At 67.4% G+C, this 14,738-nt stretch carries 13 protein-coding genes; 3 read left to right on the top strand and 10 right to left on the bottom strand.

Features of this window, described 5'->3' with window-relative positions; translation table 11 throughout:
- Positions 1-302 precede the first annotated feature (302 nt).
- Complete coding sequence (locus KHC24_RS05430) at positions 303-593, top strand: hypothetical protein (protein ID WP_246546162.1); 291 nt, start codon at positions 303-305, stop codon at positions 591-593.
- 6 nt (positions 594-599) lie between these two features.
- Here the strand turns inward: KHC24_RS05430 and KHC24_RS05425 are convergent, their stop codons facing one another.
- Positions 600-791, bottom strand: coding sequence for a hypothetical protein (locus tag KHC24_RS05425; RefSeq protein ID WP_213360158.1), 192 nt, complete (start codon positions 789-791; stop codon positions 600-602).
- Between the two features lie 298 nt (positions 792-1,089).
- Here KHC24_RS05425 and KHC24_RS05420 point away from each other — a divergent pair, with 298 nt between their 5' ends.
- On the top strand, positions 1,090-3,012 hold the full coding sequence (locus KHC24_RS05420; RefSeq protein ID WP_213360155.1) for a M10 family metallopeptidase C-terminal domain-containing protein: 1,923 nt from the start codon (positions 1,090-1,092) through the stop codon (positions 3,010-3,012).
- 340 nt (positions 3,013-3,352) lie between these two features.
- Positions 3,353-6,499 carry a multicopper oxidase family protein gene (locus tag KHC24_RS05415; RefSeq protein ID WP_271180654.1) on the top strand — a complete coding sequence of 1,049 codons (3,147 nt, stop codon included), beginning with the start codon at positions 3,353-3,355 and terminating at the stop codon, positions 6,497-6,499.
- Positions 6,500-6,698: 199 nt separating this feature from the next.
- Here KHC24_RS05415 and KHC24_RS05410 read toward each other — a convergent pair whose 3' ends face one another.
- The 9 genes from KHC24_RS05410 to KHC24_RS05370 all read right to left on the bottom strand — a co-directional run bounded on the left by KHC24_RS05410 (position 6,699) and on the right by KHC24_RS05370 (position 14,540).
- Entirely contained in the window at positions 6,699-7,505 is an 807-nt protein-coding gene (locus KHC24_RS05410) for a c-type cytochrome (protein ID WP_213360153.1), read from the bottom strand.
- Positions 7,506-7,584: 79 nt separating this feature from the next.
- A complete protein-coding gene (locus tag KHC24_RS05405) occupies positions 7,585-8,556 on the bottom strand; it encodes a YncE family protein (protein WP_338078389.1) in 972 nt (323 codons plus the stop codon).
- The gene (locus KHC24_RS05400) at positions 8,553-9,080 is read right to left on the bottom strand and encodes an SRPBCC family protein (protein ID WP_213360138.1); all 528 of its coding nucleotides are present in this window, start codon (positions 9,078-9,080) and stop codon (positions 8,553-8,555) included. The genes KHC24_RS05405 and KHC24_RS05400 overlap by 4 nt, the downstream gene beginning before the upstream one ends.
- Positions 9,081-9,096: 16 nt before the next feature.
- Positions 9,097-10,074 carry a vWA domain-containing protein gene (locus tag KHC24_RS05395; protein WP_213360135.1) on the bottom strand — a complete coding sequence of 326 codons (978 nt, stop codon included), beginning with the start codon at positions 10,072-10,074 and terminating at the stop codon, positions 9,097-9,099.
- The gene (locus tag KHC24_RS05390; RefSeq protein ID WP_213360132.1) at positions 10,071-10,643 is read right to left on the bottom strand and encodes a hypothetical protein; all 573 of its coding nucleotides are present in this window, start codon (positions 10,641-10,643) and stop codon (positions 10,071-10,073) included. Before KHC24_RS05390 ends, KHC24_RS05395 begins: the two co-directional genes overlap by 4 nt.
- Positions 10,640-11,713, bottom strand: coding sequence for a vWA domain-containing protein (locus tag KHC24_RS05385; protein ID WP_213360129.1), 1,074 nt, complete (start codon positions 11,711-11,713; stop codon positions 10,640-10,642). Before KHC24_RS05385 ends, KHC24_RS05390 begins: the two co-directional genes overlap by 4 nt.
- The gene (locus tag KHC24_RS05380; protein WP_246546160.1) at positions 11,710-12,651 is read right to left on the bottom strand and encodes a nonribosomal peptide synthetase MxaA; all 942 of its coding nucleotides are present in this window, start codon (positions 12,649-12,651) and stop codon (positions 11,710-11,712) included. The genes KHC24_RS05385 and KHC24_RS05380 overlap by 4 nt, the downstream gene beginning before the upstream one ends.
- Positions 12,652-13,512, bottom strand: a complete 861-nt coding sequence (locus KHC24_RS05375; protein WP_213360126.1) for a DUF58 domain-containing protein — start codon at positions 13,510-13,512, stop codon at positions 12,652-12,654. It lies immediately after the preceding gene.
- Complete coding sequence (locus tag KHC24_RS05370) at positions 13,509-14,540, bottom strand: AAA family ATPase (RefSeq protein WP_213360123.1); 1,032 nt, start codon at positions 14,538-14,540, stop codon at positions 13,509-13,511. The genes KHC24_RS05375 and KHC24_RS05370 overlap by 4 nt, the downstream gene beginning before the upstream one ends.
- Between the last annotated feature and the right edge of the window lie 198 nt (positions 14,541-14,738).

Raw genomic sequence — 14,738 nt, 5'->3', positions numbered from 1 at the left:
CTGCCGAGACTGGGGCCGTGCCGCCGCCTCACACCCATCGCCCCCATGACGCCCGACAATGCCCGTATCCCGCGGGTCGGCGCCAACCCGATCGCCTTGAGGATCCGGCAGGCCCGGCATGTTCCGATTATCCTCGACATGTTGACCTCGATCGTCGCCCGCGGCCGGTACCTAACATGGGTGGGCAGCGGGAGAGGCTGTCCCAGCCCCAGGTGGAGCGGGCGATGCTCGCAGCGCACCGCACGCGCCGCCCCGCTCATGGTGTAAGTTGAACAATCGAAGCCGTACCAATGGGAGGGACGATGAAGATGAAACGCAGGAGTATGCTGGCAGCTTTGGCGCTACTCGCGGCGGCTGGCGGGCCGGCTGCCGCGCAGACGGCCAATGATCCGTTCAATGCGCCGGTGCCAAGATCCCTGCAGCCGATCGATCCCGGCCAGCCGGCATATGATCCTTCGGCACCGGATTCGATGACGGGGGAGACTCAGCCGCCGCCAGGGCCGCCTCCCGAGGGGCAGGCGGCGGAAATCAAGCTGCCGGACTGCACGCCGCCCAATTGTGGCGTGCCCGACATCATGGGGCCGCCCAAATAGCTCGGATCAGCTTCCCGCGAGGCGGTCCAGCTCGCGCCGGGCCGCCTGCATCTGTTCCCACGATCGGCGGCTTGCCCGGACGAGCCGCAAGCGCTCATCGGGCGTGAGCACCTTCCGGCGGGCTTTCGCAAGGGCCAAGGCCTGAACATCCAGGGCCGTCTCGAAATCCGACAGCAGTTCGTCGATCGTCTGCATCATGGTCTCCGTCGCCTGGGGCACCCACCTGACGTGGCGCGCCGTTGGGCAAGGTCAATCCCGGTCCTGCCAGCGACACCGCTCCATCCCCCGGCGGCGCACCCAAAAAAACCGCCGATGCGCCACTATGCCGAACCGGATACCCACTGGAGCGCTCTTCTCTTTCAGCATCGTCCAAATTAGGTCGCGCCAGTTGAACGCCTTCGTTCCAACGGCGAACTACTCCTGCTAGCCTTACCGGGTTCGCCGGCTCGCGTGGAGACACGTAACGGCAGGATCTCTGGAATCCGCGAGGACGATCATGCCCAGCGTTGCGACGGTCGATGCCACCGGCAATCCTTATATCGACGGACTGCTGGGCAACACGAAGTGGTCCGGCACGGTCACGTTTACCGTCGGCGACTGGTATGGTTCGAATGACGACCCTGCCATCCTCGACACTTCGGAACAACAACGCCAGGTCATACGGTCATTTCTTACAGGACAAAGTTATTATACCAACGTTGATAACGTTCAAAAATACAACCGTGTTTCTGGCTTCACCAATATAAGTCTTCAGGAAAACCCCTACGAAGGTGGGGATATATTCATCTATAATTCGGAGGCGGCCAATCCGTTCGCAACTACCTCGCCGCCATCCGCGACCGGCAGCGAGGTCGTTTTCGGCACCGCCCTGGAAGGTACGCCGCGGGATCTCGAGAACCCGCGGCTCGGCAACTATGCCTATCTGATCCATCTGCAGATGGTCGGCGGAGCGCTGGGCCTGAAATCGGCCAGCGCGCTCGGCGGCGTCGCCAATGTCGCGGTGCCGGCCGACCGGGATTCGCTCGAATATACGGTGATGAGCCAGCGCTCCTATCCCGGCGGCCCGCAGAGCACCGACTACACCACCGGCGCCTGGGACAATCCGCAGACCTATATGGCGCTCGATATCCTGGCGCTGCAGACGCTCTACGGCGCCGACTACTCCTATTTCGCCACCGACGACATCTATACATGGGATCCCGCCAACGGCCAGATGTCGGTAAACGGCGACGGCAAGGGCATACCGGGCGGCAACAAGGTCTTCATGACCATCTGGGACGGCGGCGGCATCGATACCTACGACTTCTCGAACTATGGCAGCGCGGTATCGGTCGACCTGTCGCCGGGCGGGGCGAGCCTGTTCTCGGCGTCGCGGCGCGCCTCTCTCGGCGACGGCGTCTATGCGCGGGGCAATGTCTATAATTCCTACCTGTTCGAGGATAACCCGGCCTCGCTGATCGAGAACGCCATCGGCGGGTCGGGCGACGACACTCTGCGCGGCAATGCCGCCGACAACGTGCTGAACGGCGGCGCCGGCGCCGACACCATGGCCGGGTTGGTCGGCAATGACAGCTATGTCGTCGACCATCTCGGCGATGCCATCGTCGAGGCGGCAGGCGGAGGCATCGACACCGCCTATGTGCGGGTGAGCGGCTATTTGTTGCCGACCTATGTCGAGCAGGCCAGAAGCGAGGAGGGCTTCGGCAATCTCGAGGTCTGGGGCAATTCCAGCGCCAATCTCATGGGGGGAAATGCCGGCAACGACACCCTGCATGGCGGCGCCGGCGCCGACGAACTCTACGGCAATGCCGGCAATGACAGGCTCGATGGCGGTGCCGGGGCAGATGCCATGATCGGCGGTCTCGGCAACGACACCTATGTCGTCGATACCCTTTCCGATGTCGTGTTCGAGAAGCCGAGCGAGGGCACGGACACGCTGTGGGCCTCGGTCAATCGCGGTCTCGACAACGACTTCGAGAACATCGTGCTGTTCGGCTCCGCCACTGATGCCGGTGGCAACGGCAAGAGCAACATCGTCACCGGCAATGCGCTTGCCAACAACCTCTATGGCGGGGCGGGGTCGGACAGCCTTTACGGTCATAACGGCAGCGACCGGCTGTTCGGCGAGGACGGCAACGACTACATGACCGGCGGCACCGGCCGGGACGCCTATTACGGCGGTGCCGGCTATGACTACGCGATCATCGAGGAAGGCAGCGGGCTTGACTATTTCGTCGATTGGAACGTTGCGCAGGATCGGGTGGCGTTCGACAGCGCCATCTTCACCTCGATCGGAGCGGTGCTGACGGCGGCATTCCAGAGCGGCACCGATGTGGTGATCTGGGACGGCCATGACGGTATCGTGCTGCAAAACGCCAAGCTCACCGAGCTGACCATCAGCAATTTCCTGTTCGTCTGAGGTTCTTGCCCGGATCCGCTTCGATCCGGCGCGGCAAGCACGGCCTCGGCGAGCGGCATCGGGCCCTGCCCGCCTCCACAGGCAAAGCTGAGCCGAAGCCGCGACGACTTGCCCGGCGCATCATCCGGCAGCCTCACGGTCAGGCTGGGGGCGAGCGGCGTTTCGTTCGGGAGAAAGCAGTTTGCCCGACCTGTCCAGTTAGCCAGCTCTGTATCGGGGTGCGTGCCTTCGCCCCTCGTCCGGCACATGCCGGCGCATTCGCACTTCGGAACCGCGATAGTCCTCGACGACGTCTCCGGCGCAAGAGATGATGCCGCCGACGCAATCGGAGCGAAGTCGGGTGATTACAATAAACTGGACCGTCCGCATCGTCGCTCGCGCGATCATGGGAACCATCGTGATCGTGCCGCTCACGGTCGGAGTCGCCCTCTCCCAGACCCCGCCCTATACGCCGCCCGAGTTCCGGGAGCCAGTGACGCTGTCGAGCGTCGACGGGGTGCTCGAGGTCGTGCTCACCGCGCATCAGGGGCAGGTCACGCTCGACACCGCTTCGGTTCCGGTCAAGAACGCGCTCCTCTACGGCTACCGATTGGTTCGGGGCAAGGCCTCGAACGGCGAGATCGCCGCCAGCGACGTCTATCCGGCACCGACGCTGCAAGTATTTCCCGGCGAGCGGCTGGTCGTGCGCATGGAGAACGGCCTGTCGGGACTGACCATCCGCGACTTCTACGATCCGAAATATACCGAAGCCGGCGGCCAGGTTCCGATCTACCCGCCATCGCTGACGGAATCGCCGCTCAACCTCCACACGCATGGCCTGCATGTCAGTCCGAAGGCGAATTCGGACAATGTGCTGATCCACATGCCGGTCGGCACCGCGAACACCTATGTCTACGACATCCCCACCAACATGCCGCAGGGCATGTACTGGTACCACCCGCATCTGCACACGCTGACGGCGGCGCATGTCTATCTCGGCCTTGCCGGCATGCTGTCGATCGGGCGCACCGACGGCAATCTGCCCATCGTCACGCAAAAGGCCATTCCGATCCGCAACATGGCGTTGCAATACAACTTCGTCTTCGACCGCCAGGGCCCCTCTCCGCAATTCAACAATGCCAACTGGCCGCAATTCGTCAGCACCCTCGCGCCGCCGGCGGCCGGCGAACTGGCCAATGGCACTTATCGGCCCGTGCTCGCGCCGGTGAATTTCGGCCAGTCGGACAAAGGCTCGCGCTTCGCCACCGTTTGGTATGCCGGCCCGCTCTCGATCCACAATATGCGCGGGCGCTTCCAGTTCATTCCGAACAACCTGCAAGCCTTCACCGCCATCGCTGGTCGGGAAGGCAGCGTACCGGCGAATCCCGCGCTGCCCGACCATCTGCGCGACATCCAGTTCACGGTGAACGGCCAGTTCCAGCCGGTAGTGCGCAGCAAGCCGGGGCAGACCGAAATCTGGGTCTTGGCCAATATCAGCGACATGGCCTACATCACCGTCCAGCTGACCGAGACAGCCACCGGGCGCCACCCGAAGATCGCCATCATCGGGCAGGACGGCAATCCCTCGACGCTGGTGCGCCACTCCGCCGACGCGAATGGAACCCGGCTGTCCATTCCCCCGGCGTCGCGCTTTGCCATCGCGGTGACCATGCCGGCCGAGGGCGAGCTGATCCTGGAGATGCCGGAGCGGGGCGGCGGAGCACGTACCGAGAACGCGCCGGGCGTCCTCTACACCAACAACGGCAGCGAAAACCTGCCGGCGGTGCTCGGCACGCTCAGCGTGCTGCCCTCGGCCGTCAGCTACAATGACGGCTTCTTCCTGTTCCCGACCCAGCTTCTCGCACGCGCCGTCCCGGCGCAGGGACAGGGCGAGACCACCGCTTTCACCGAGGGCCAGCCGCTCGGTGCCTTCACCTCCTTTGAAGACCTGTCCAAGCTCACGCCCGACCTGACGCGGCATATCCTCATCAATGGCGGCTTTCTCAACAATCTCGCCAGCACCTCCGATCCGAAGAGCTTCATCTATGCCTTCGACAGCGGCGCCTTCCCGAATGTTCCCATCCTGCAGCCCCGGCTGAATTCGGTTGAGGAATGGGTGTTCAGCAACGAGAACAATGACGAGCACCCCATCCATATCCACGTCAACGACTTCCAGATCACCGGCGTTTCCGATCCGACCATCGGCATGAAGCTCGGGGCGGTGATGCAGGGCATCGACAACGCCAACGTCCCGGCGCCCAATCTCGGGCCGGAAGAATCGGTGATCGAGCCGGGCAAGCTCGCGATCCGCACCAAATTCGAGGACTATGCCGGTCTCTTCGTCATGCACTGCCACCGCCTCAATCACGAGGACAACGGCCTCATGGCGCTGGTCAACGTCATCCCGGCCATCTCGTCCTATGCGGTCGCGGTGCCCGGCGCCTCCGGCGGCTCGGCCACCGTGAGGATACTGGATGGCGCCAAGCTGCTCGCGACGGTGACGCCGTTCCCCGGCTTTGCCGGGTCGGTGAGCGTGGCCATGGGCGATGTCGACGATGACGGCATCTTCGATCTCGTCGCCGGCGCGGGAGCCGGCCACGCGGCCGAGATCGTGGTGCTGTCCGGCGCCGCCAAGGATGGCGCGGCCGCCTTTTCCAGGGAGCTGGCGCGCTTCACCGCCTTCGATGCAACGTCGACGAACGGCGTGAGCGTGGCGGTGGCGCAGATCGACGGTGCCAGCACCGGCGACAACATCATCGTCGGCTCGGGACCGGGCGTTCCGAGCGAGGTGAAGATCTTCAGCTCCAGATTGCCTGCCGTCGGCGCCGCGCCGGAGCTGTTCGCCTCGTTCGCCCCCTATCCGGAGGATCGTTCCGGCGTCGCGCTCAGCACCGGCTTCGTCGACTTCACCACCGGCCGGCAGAGCCTCGTCACCGCGCCCGGCCCCGGCGTGCCGTCCACGGTGAAGGTGTTCGTCTTCCCGCTGCTGGCCGCGCTGGAAGGGGCGCCCGCCGCCCATGGCCACGCGTACGGCAAGGCGGAGCCCGCTCAGCCGGTACTGACCACCACGTTCAAGCCCTTCGGCGACGACTACCGCGGCGGCGTCTCGCTCGCCACCGGCTGGCTGGCCGGCGTGCTGGGCGGCGCCGAGCGCATCGTCGTCGGCCAGCTCGATGGCAGTGTCGTGAAGGTGTTCTCCAGCGGTTCGGCACTGGATGGCGGCCCCTCGATGTATCTCCACAGTGCCATCGCTCATCCGCGTGCGAGCTTCACCGAAATGGCCGTATTTGCCCCCTTCGGCGACAAGGCCAGCGGCGTGAACGTGGCGACGACCAGCACGACCGAGGGGGCGGACCTCCTGGTCAGCCCCCTCTCTTCCAATGCCGCCGGCACGGTCCGTCGCTTCGCGTTCAGCCGCGCCACTGCGGCGGCGACTTCGCTCACCGCGAACCTTGTCGGCGAGGTGACAACGGGAAGCGGCGGCCCGATCAGCCTGGGCGGGGATTAGGCCATCCACGCGCGGCATCGGTTGCCGATGCGGCCACGGTCTCGTCATGCAGATGCGTGGCGGGATCGTGAGCCGTCGGCTCCGTGCGGGCAGCGCTAAGGGGCGTCGTGCCTGCATGGACAAACATTGACGGAGACCAAATCTCTATGCCCGTCGCAAGGACTTCAAGCAAGGTTCTGAAAACCCACTTCAAACCCCATCAATTCTCCGGAAGATTCCTCAGCCACACGATGAGGGCCGCGATATCGTCCGGGTGCATCTGCGCATAGGCCTTTGCCTGCATCGGCGCCGCGAGCTTGCGCCCATCCGGAGCCACGCCCTCGACGAGCGAGCGTCGGATATCCGCGTCGCTCCATCCGGCGAGCGCGCGCGGCGTGATATCCGGCGCCACCACCACGCCCCATGGCCCCTCGAAGCTCGCTCCCCCCTTCCCCATTCCGCCGACGAGATCGGGTTCTCCATCGGCTCCCGGCGCCGAGTGGCAGCTGAGGCACCGCGCGAGCGTCGCGAGATAATTGCCGCGTTCGGCATCCTGCCCGGCAGAGCCCGATTGGCCGCGCCCCTCGGGAGCCGGCACGCCTGCGGCCGGCGCCGTCGCAACGGCATAGACGGGGGCGGCGGTCTGGTTCTTCACCGGTGCCAGCATGCGCAGATAGGCGACGATGGCGGCGCGGTCGGCGTCGGTCAGCACGGTATAGAAATTATACGGCATGGCCGTCGACATGCGGCTGCCGTCGGGGCGCAGGCCGTGGGTGATGGCCCGCCCGATCTGCTCGTCGCTCCATGAACCGATGCCCGTCTCGGGATCGGGCGTTATGTTGGAGCCCTGCACCTTGTAGGCCGAATTCTCGATCACGCGCCCGCCGGCGAACGGTTTGTTGCCTGGTCCCGGCGTGGTGTGGCAACGCCCGCAGATGGCGACGGCGTCGACGAGGTAAGCCCCTCGCGCGGCCGCCATTTCCTCTGCATGGCTCGCCACCGGCGCCGACACTGCGGCGACAACCATGATAGCGCTCAAAATTCTCATCGCCCCCTCCCCGATCTTTTTGTTGTCGATCCAGTATATCCCTGTTCGGCCTCCTCCTTTAGGGATCGGGCAGCGCCACGAGGCTGCGCGGACCGGCGCCGACCGGAACCTGCGCCACGACGCGAGACTGGGCGATATCGATGATCATCACCTTGTCCTCGGCCCAGGCAACGGCCGCGGCCCGCCCCTGCGCGAGCGCCACGAGGCCCTCCGGATAGGCACCGATCTTCGGGCTTGCCACGATGGCGTGCGAGGTGGGGTCGACGACAGCAAGCGTGCCGCTTTGCTGATTGCTGACCAGCACTCGCGAGCCATCGGGCGTGACGGCCACGCCATAGGGCATCAAGCCGATTTTGAAGCGGCTCGTCTCCTCCAGCCGGTCGGTGGCAATGACCGACAGATCGCCGCTTTGGACATTGCCGACATAGAGAGCGCCGCCCTCCGGCGACAGCGCGAGCGCGAAGGGGGCCTTGCCGGTCGGCACCGCGGCCACGCGGGTCATTGCGGCAAGATCGACGACGCTCACCTGATTGCTTTCGCGGTCCGCCACATAAGCCCGGCGGTCCGCCGCGTCGACCACCAGCCCGGCCGGCGCGCGGCCGATCCCGACGCGGCCGGTCTCGCGGCCGGTCGCGGCATCAACGCGGATCAGCGCATCGGCGCTCCAGTCGCTGACAAGCAGGGTGCGGCCGGCCTCGGTGACAGCGATGCCGAAGGGCTCGCGCCCGACGCGAAAGCTCGCCTCCACCCGGCGGCTCGCGAGATCGAGACGCGAGACGAGTCCAAGATCGGGATGGGTGACATAGAGCATTCGCCCGTCCGGCGCGGCAGCGAGGCCGGCGGGCACGCGCGGCACCGGAATTTCGGTCACCACCGTCGCCTTCCCGACATCGATCAGCGTCACCACGCCGGCCTGTTGCGACACGACTGCGATCAATGGCTCGGCCTCGCTGCCCCCTGCCATCAGCACGCCGGCAGCAAGGCCGAACGCCGCGAAAAGCCGCCTCGCCATCGCCGCGACGGCGATCACTGTCCGTTGGCCTGGCTCTTAAGGCCCTCCAGCCCCTGTCGGATGAAATCTCCCATGGCGGCGATAGCGGCCGCATCGTCGAGGCCTTCTGGCGGTTCATTGGTGGTGTCGGCCCGGTAGAAGCGCGCATCCCAGACTACCTCACTGCCACTGCCGGACGGCTTCACCTCGATGGTGGCGGTGTAGAAGCTCACCGGAAACGCCTCGACGTTCTCCTTCAGCAGACGATAGGAGAGCCGCCGCGCCGTCGGATCGACCTCGTCCAGCCCCTCGGCAATCTCGCCCTTCTCCAGGGTCAGGACGCGCTCGGCCCCGGCGGCATCGCCACCGGTAACGCTGACCTTCTTCACCAGCGGATTCCAGTCGCCGATTCCGCCGAAGCGGGCGAGCAATGCCCACACCTTGTCCGGCGCGGCCGCGATCGTCACGCGTTCCTCGGCGCGCTGCGGCGTCGGGCCGTGGGCGGCGAGCGGCGCCAGGCCCATGAGGACGAAGGCGAAGGCGAGCATCAGTCTCTCGAACATGTCGGTTTCCTTGGCATCACGCGGGAAGTCGTTCCGGCCGGCGGCCTGTGAGCGCGCCAAGGCCGAAAAGCGCAGTCAGAGCTAGAAGCGCGAGGCCGGCCGGAATGCCGGAAATGTCGACGCGAACCTCGACGGGATGGGCGCGTGTGTCGGCCTCCACCGCCGCGGACAGCGCGGCGGGATCGCGCAACGCCGCGAAGCCGAGCCCGGTCTGCGCCGCGAGGCGGCGCAGGGCCTCCTCGCGCATGGCGCTCAGATGTTCGGTGCCGGTCGCCGGCTCGCCGCCCCAGGGAGCGTTACGCGGGTTCCAGCCGGCCCGCGAGGGAGCATCGGCCGGCGGTGGGCCGCTGCGGTTCTCCTGCGGCACGTCCTGTTCGGCGTAGAAGCCGATCTCCCGCCCGTCCTCATTATATTTCGGGATCGGCGAAGGCTCGGCCGCCCCGACGCCGACCAGCAGCCCGGTGACCTTTCCCGGCTCGCCCTCATAGGCGGGCAGTTCGCCGCCCGCCAGCGGCGGCGCTTCCTGGCCGTCGGTGAGGAACACCAGATCGGCGGGAAGGCTGTCGGCGATGGCGAGCGCCGAATGCAACCCGCGGGCGACATAGCTGTCGCCCTCCCAGGCCATGCGCCAGTCGATCGTGTCGATGGCACCATCCATGGCGGCGAAGTTCTCGCAGACCTCCGCCGGCTCGAACAGCAGGAAGCTGCGCCGCTCGGTGAAGATGGCGAGGCCGAGGCGCGACTGGCAAGGCAGTTCCGCCAACAGCGCCCGCGCGGCCCGCTTCGCCGTGGCGAGGCGCGAGACCGGCTCGCCACCCTCGATGTAGTCGCGCACATTCATGCTGCCGGTGACGTCGATCACCAGCAGCAGGTCGCGGGCCTGCCGGGTCAGCGTGAGGCGTGGCATGACCAGCGCGACCACAAGGGAGAGACCGGCGATGGCGAGCAACCAGAACCGCCAGTCGCGCAGCACGTCGAGGCGCGCGCGCCTCATGGCAGCCCCCTCGGCACGCCGGGCAGATCGATCCACAACCGCTTGGCGGCTTCCGGCGGGATCTCCTCCCCCGATGTCTCGATCTGCGGAAAATCGCGCACCAGTCGCATGGCAATGTCGAGATTGTACTTCGCGTCCCAGAAGCCGGGGTCGAGCGTGAGGGCGCGGCGATAGCCCTCCTTGGCGAGCCGGACCAAAGGTACTGCTGGATCGATCTCGTTGCTTTCCAGATGAGAGAGGGCGACCCGCAGCCTCGCATTGGCGAGATCGTAGAACGCCGCCGCCGCGAGCCGGGGAGCGGCGGAACTGGCGATACGGTTCATCAGCGGCTGTGCTTCATCGAACCGGTCGCGGGTGGTGAGAAACACCAGCCGGGCGAACAGCCGTTCGGGGCGGGCATCGGTGGCGACGACAACATCGTGCCCGGCGGCGAGCGCGGCGATCTCGCCATTGGCCCGCCGGTCGAGGACCAGACGCACCGCGAAGAAACCGACGGCGCACAGGCTGACGGCCAGCAGGGCGCCGGCGGCGAGGAGGATGAAGCGGCCGCGTCTGATGCCGGGTGTCATGCCGCCCTCCGCAGGACAGGCTCCCGCCCGGCCGCAGCGGTAGCGGAAGCCGGTCGCACAAGGGAGCGCTCGGCGAGCTTGGCGAGCAGCAGCAAAGCCAGCGCGGCGGCGGCCACCGCGAAGGCCAGCCGGGCCAGATCGCGCCGTGGCACCCGCTCGACATAGGTGATCGGCCGGGTTTCCTGCCGGTCGATCTCCGCAATGGCCTGCTCCACCGCCTGCGGGCTGGTCGCCTCGAAGGCCCGGTAGGGCACGCCGAGGCTCTGGAAGAACAGATGCAGATGCCGCTCCGGATTGGCCTGCGGCGTGTTCTCGCCGGGCGGCGGCGCCTCGAAGATACCCTTGGCGCCACGCGAGCGCAGGAACAGCCAGTAGAGATGCACCGGCGTGCGGGCCACCGCGTCGCGCAGGGTCTCCTGCACCCGGCGGTCGATCAGCGCGGCGCCGTCGGACACCAGCAGGATCGCCCGCGACGCTTCGTCCGTATCCTCGGCGAAGGAGGAAAGCGCCAGCGCCAGCCCCCGCCCGACATCGGTGAAGGCGAGGCCTGGCCGGTCGATGGCGGCAATGGCGGCACGCACCACCTCATGATGGTCGGTCAGCGGCAGCACCGGCATCGGCGAGGTCGAGAACGCCGCCACCCCGATGCGGTCGCGCGCGCGCCGGGCGACGAAATCGTCGAGCAGGCGCTTGGCAACCACGGATTTCGCTTCCTGGTCGCCGCTTGGCGCGCGGTCCGCGAAGCTGTTGTCCATGCTGGACGAGCGATCGAGCAACAGCACCAGATGCGCGCCGGTGCCCTGTCGCGCGATCACCTGCTCCCGCCTGTGCAGCCCCGCGAGGCCGAGCACGATGGCCAGAATGGCGAGCGCGCCGGCAAGGCGCAGGCCGAGGCTCACCGCACGGGAGACGCCGTCCGCCGGCGCAAGGCCGAGCGTCGGGATACCGCGCCGGACGAAGGCCGACGCGATGAAAGGGAGGATGGCGAGCAGCAGCAGCGCGAGCAGCAGGGGATGATCGAATCCCCAATCCGCCGTCATGCGCCGCCACATCCCGGAGGCTCCGCTCATCGCCCGCCCCGCTCGACGGCCTTCAGGCGCCCAGCGAGGGCGATGAGTTCGGCCGGCGGCAATTCCTGTGTCGCCGCCACGAGGTCGTCGCCGAAGAACAGACGTCGCGAGGCGGCGAACAGGCGGCGTATCTCGGTCTCGACGAGAACGAAGCCCGGATGCGCGGAGAAGAAGCCGGGCAGATCCTCCGCGAACACACCTTTTCCAGCCGTCGCGTCGAAGGCGCGGTGCAGGCTCAGCAGTGCCTGGCGATAGGCGGGCGATGATGGAGCCGTCTTTGGGGAGGGAAGCGCGGCCCGCACCGCGCGTGCGGCCCGGGCGAAAGGACGTCCCCGCCGTTGCGCGAACGGCCCCCAGCCGACATGCCAGGCGAGGACGACCAAGGCAGCGAGCACACACCCCAGCGAAAACAACAGGCCGCGCAGAGTGCCGGAGACGGGAATCGGCGGAGGCGGCGCGTCGGGACGCAGCGCCATGGCCGCGCCCTGCTCGGTGGAGACGATCTCGCGCAAGGGCGAGGTGAGGAAGGACCAGCCCGGAACGACGAACTCCACCCGCCGCTCGCCATCGGTGGCAAGGAGCTGCAGCGGGGGTATGTCGAGCCGTTTCGGCTCCAGCGGCGCGTAGAAAATCTGATAGGTGAGATTAAGCGCGTAGCGCTGCGCGTCGCCGCTTGTTCCGCGATCCGTCAGCCGGACATCGGTCAGCTCCAGCCAGTAGTTGAGCGGACGCGCGCGGGGAAGCGAGGCCGGATCGAGCTGGAACGGGACGTCGAGAACGATGTCGGCGGAAAGCGTAAGCCTGTCGCCGATCACATGGCCGAACGGACGCGGCGCATAGAGCTCCACCGAGCGCAGTTGCGCGCCTGCCGGTATTGGGGCGAGGAGAAGCAGGGCCATCGCCAGGATTAGGGCAAGGCTTCGGGCGGCGGCGTGCATTCAGCCCTCCATGAGCCGCCGCGCCAGCGCGTCGGTGTCGAGCGCGCCCCGCAACTCGAAAGAACGTAGCCCCCGCTCCGCAAAGAGGCGCTGCAGCGCCTGCCAGCGTTCGCGCGCCTGCCGTCGCCAGCGCTCGCGCAAGGTCGGCCGCATGACGACGAGGCGCGGCGCGCCGGTCTCCAGGTCGGCGAGTTCGACCAGTCCCCAGCGGGGCAGCGCGTCTTCAAGCGCGCCGGCACCGACGAGGACCGGAACCACGTCGTGCCGCCACAAGGCGTCGAGCAGCCGCTCGATCTCCGGCATCGGCATCAGGAAATCGGAGACGAGGAAGACGAAGGCGCGGCGCGGCGGCAGCCGTCCGGCCGCCTCGATCAGCCCGGTCGCCGTCATCCCCGATGGACGGGCGCCGACGAGCCGCTGGCGTACCTCCACCTCGATGCCGCGCCGCCGGGCGAAGGGCAGGCTCGCCGCCTCGCGCACCTGCCCGTCGCAACCGAACAGCACGAAGCTGTCGCCCGACCGTGCGGCCGAGAGAGCCAGGAGCGCGCACAAATCCGCGACCCCGCCCGCCACGGTATCGCCGAACCGCATCGAGCCTGACAGATCGACCAGCGCCGCCACCGGCACCGCCCGGCGCGGGGCGAACTGGCGCACATGCAACTCGCCATAGGGATCGCGCAGCGACGCCCGCAGATCTAGCCGGCGCGGATCGGGATGGCGCAGCAGCGGGACATGACGGCGGAACTCGCCCTCGGTGCCTTCGCCATGTCCGGGATGGGCGCCGGGCAGGATGCCCTGCGGACGCCAGCGCAGCCGGTAAGGCAGCGGCTGGAACGCTGCCTCGTGCGCCGAGCCGCTCATGGCGCCGGCACCCGCGCGAAGATGCCGGCGATGAGCTCGCCGACCAGCTTCTCGCGACGCATCTCATAGACCGGATCGACGAAGATGCGGTGCGCCATCACCTCGGGGAACACCGCGCGCACATCCTCCGGCACGATCATGTCGCGGCCCTCGAGCCAGGCGCGCACCCGCGCGGCGCGCACGAGGTAGCTGAGGCCGCGCGGGCTGGCGCCGCCCTGCACGAGCCGCTGCATATCCACGCCTTCGACCACCACGCCGTGGTCCCGCGGGTCGCGCAAGGCGTCCCACAGAGCGAGGACATAGGCCTCCAGGGTCGGGCTGGCGCGAACGCTGATCTGGATCATCCGCGCAACCGTCTCCAGCGCCTGCGGCTCCAGCACCCCAGGTTCCACATTCATCAGCAGCGAGTCCACATTGTGGAAGCGCGGATCGAAGACGAGGCTGCGCCGAGCCTCCTCCCCGTCCGGCGTCGCCACCTGCACCTCCATGAGGAAGCGGTCGCGCGCCGCGGCCGGAAGCTCGAAGGTTTCCTCGCGCTCGACGCGGTTGCGATCGGCGAAGACCTGCACATGGGGGAAATGGTATTCGCGATTGAAGGCCGAAACCGAGCGCTCCGCCATCAGCCGCAGCAGCAGCGAATGCACCTGCGGCCGGGCGCGGTTGATCTCGTTGAAGAAGAACACCGAAAGCCCCTCGCCCTGCTTCAGCAGCGGGCCGGGATCGATGCGCGGCTTGCCGTCCTCGTCGAGATGGGCGTGGTAGATCAGGTCGGCGGGCATCAGGTCGATGGTGCCCTCGATCCGCTCGAAGGCACCCCCGATCGCCCGCGCCAGCGCCCGCAGGATCGTCGTCTTGCCGACGCCGACATCGCCTTCCAGCAGCACATGGCCGCGCGCGAAGGTGGCGATCGTCAGGAGGCGGATGACGCGCGCCTGCCCCAGCACGGACTTGCCGATCTCCGCCTCGAAGCGCAGGGCACGGTCGCGCCAATCCGACAGGATGGAATCGGTCTCGCGGGCGAGACGCATGCGGAAACTCCTCCACCTTGCGGCGAAATGGCCGGCGGTCGGGCCACGCGCCGACCCATGGCCGCAATCGGCCGGCGAAGAGGACACGACCGACGCCCGCGATGATCGCGCGACGCCGGCCGTGCCAGTTGCCCACAACCGACAAGTGCCGGAGGAACGCGGACGGAAAGGAGATAGGCTTCCGACCACACGTGGGTT

The sequence above is a fragment of the Ancylobacter defluvii genome (genome assembly GCF_018390605.1).
In the GTDB taxonomy this organism is placed as follows: Bacteria; Pseudomonadota; Alphaproteobacteria; order Rhizobiales; family Xanthobacteraceae; genus Ancylobacter; species Ancylobacter defluvii.
This window is presented reverse-complemented; position numbering and strand designations above follow the sequence as displayed.

Excerpts from the sequence above, each read along its gene's own strand:
- KHC24_RS05430 (WP_246546162.1), top strand. The coding sequence starts at position 303 with ATGAAGATGAAACGCAGGAGTATGCTGGCAGCTTTGGCGCTACTCGCG.
- KHC24_RS05425 (WP_213360158.1), bottom strand. The coding sequence starts at position 791 with ATGATGCAGACGATCGACGAACTGCTGTCGGATTTCGAGACGGCCCTG.
- KHC24_RS05420 (WP_213360155.1), top strand. The coding sequence starts at position 1,090 with ATGCCCAGCGTTGCGACGGTCGATGCCACCGGCAATCCTTATATCGAC.
- KHC24_RS05410 (WP_213360153.1), bottom strand. The coding sequence starts at position 7,505 with ATGGTTGTCGCCGCAGTGTCGGCGCCGGTGGCGAGCCATGCAGAGGAA.
- KHC24_RS05400 (WP_213360138.1), bottom strand. The coding sequence starts at position 9,080 with ATGTTCGAGAGACTGATGCTCGCCTTCGCCTTCGTCCTCATGGGCCTG.
- KHC24_RS05395 (WP_213360135.1), bottom strand. The coding sequence starts at position 10,074 with ATGAGGCGCGCGCGCCTCGACGTGCTGCGCGACTGGCGGTTCTGGTTG.
- KHC24_RS05390 (WP_213360132.1), bottom strand. The coding sequence starts at position 10,643 with ATGACACCCGGCATCAGACGCGGCCGCTTCATCCTCCTCGCCGCCGGC.
- KHC24_RS05385 (WP_213360129.1), bottom strand. The coding sequence starts at position 11,713 with ATGAGCGGAGCCTCCGGGATGTGGCGGCGCATGACGGCGGATTGGGGA.
- KHC24_RS05380 (WP_246546160.1), bottom strand. The coding sequence starts at position 12,651 with ATGCACGCCGCCGCCCGAAGCCTTGCCCTAATCCTGGCGATGGCCCTG.
- KHC24_RS05375 (WP_213360126.1), bottom strand. The coding sequence starts at position 13,512 with ATGAGCGGCTCGGCGCACGAGGCAGCGTTCCAGCCGCTGCCTTACCGG.
- KHC24_RS05370 (WP_213360123.1), bottom strand. The coding sequence starts at position 14,540 with ATGCGTCTCGCCCGCGAGACCGATTCCATCCTGTCGGATTGGCGCGAC.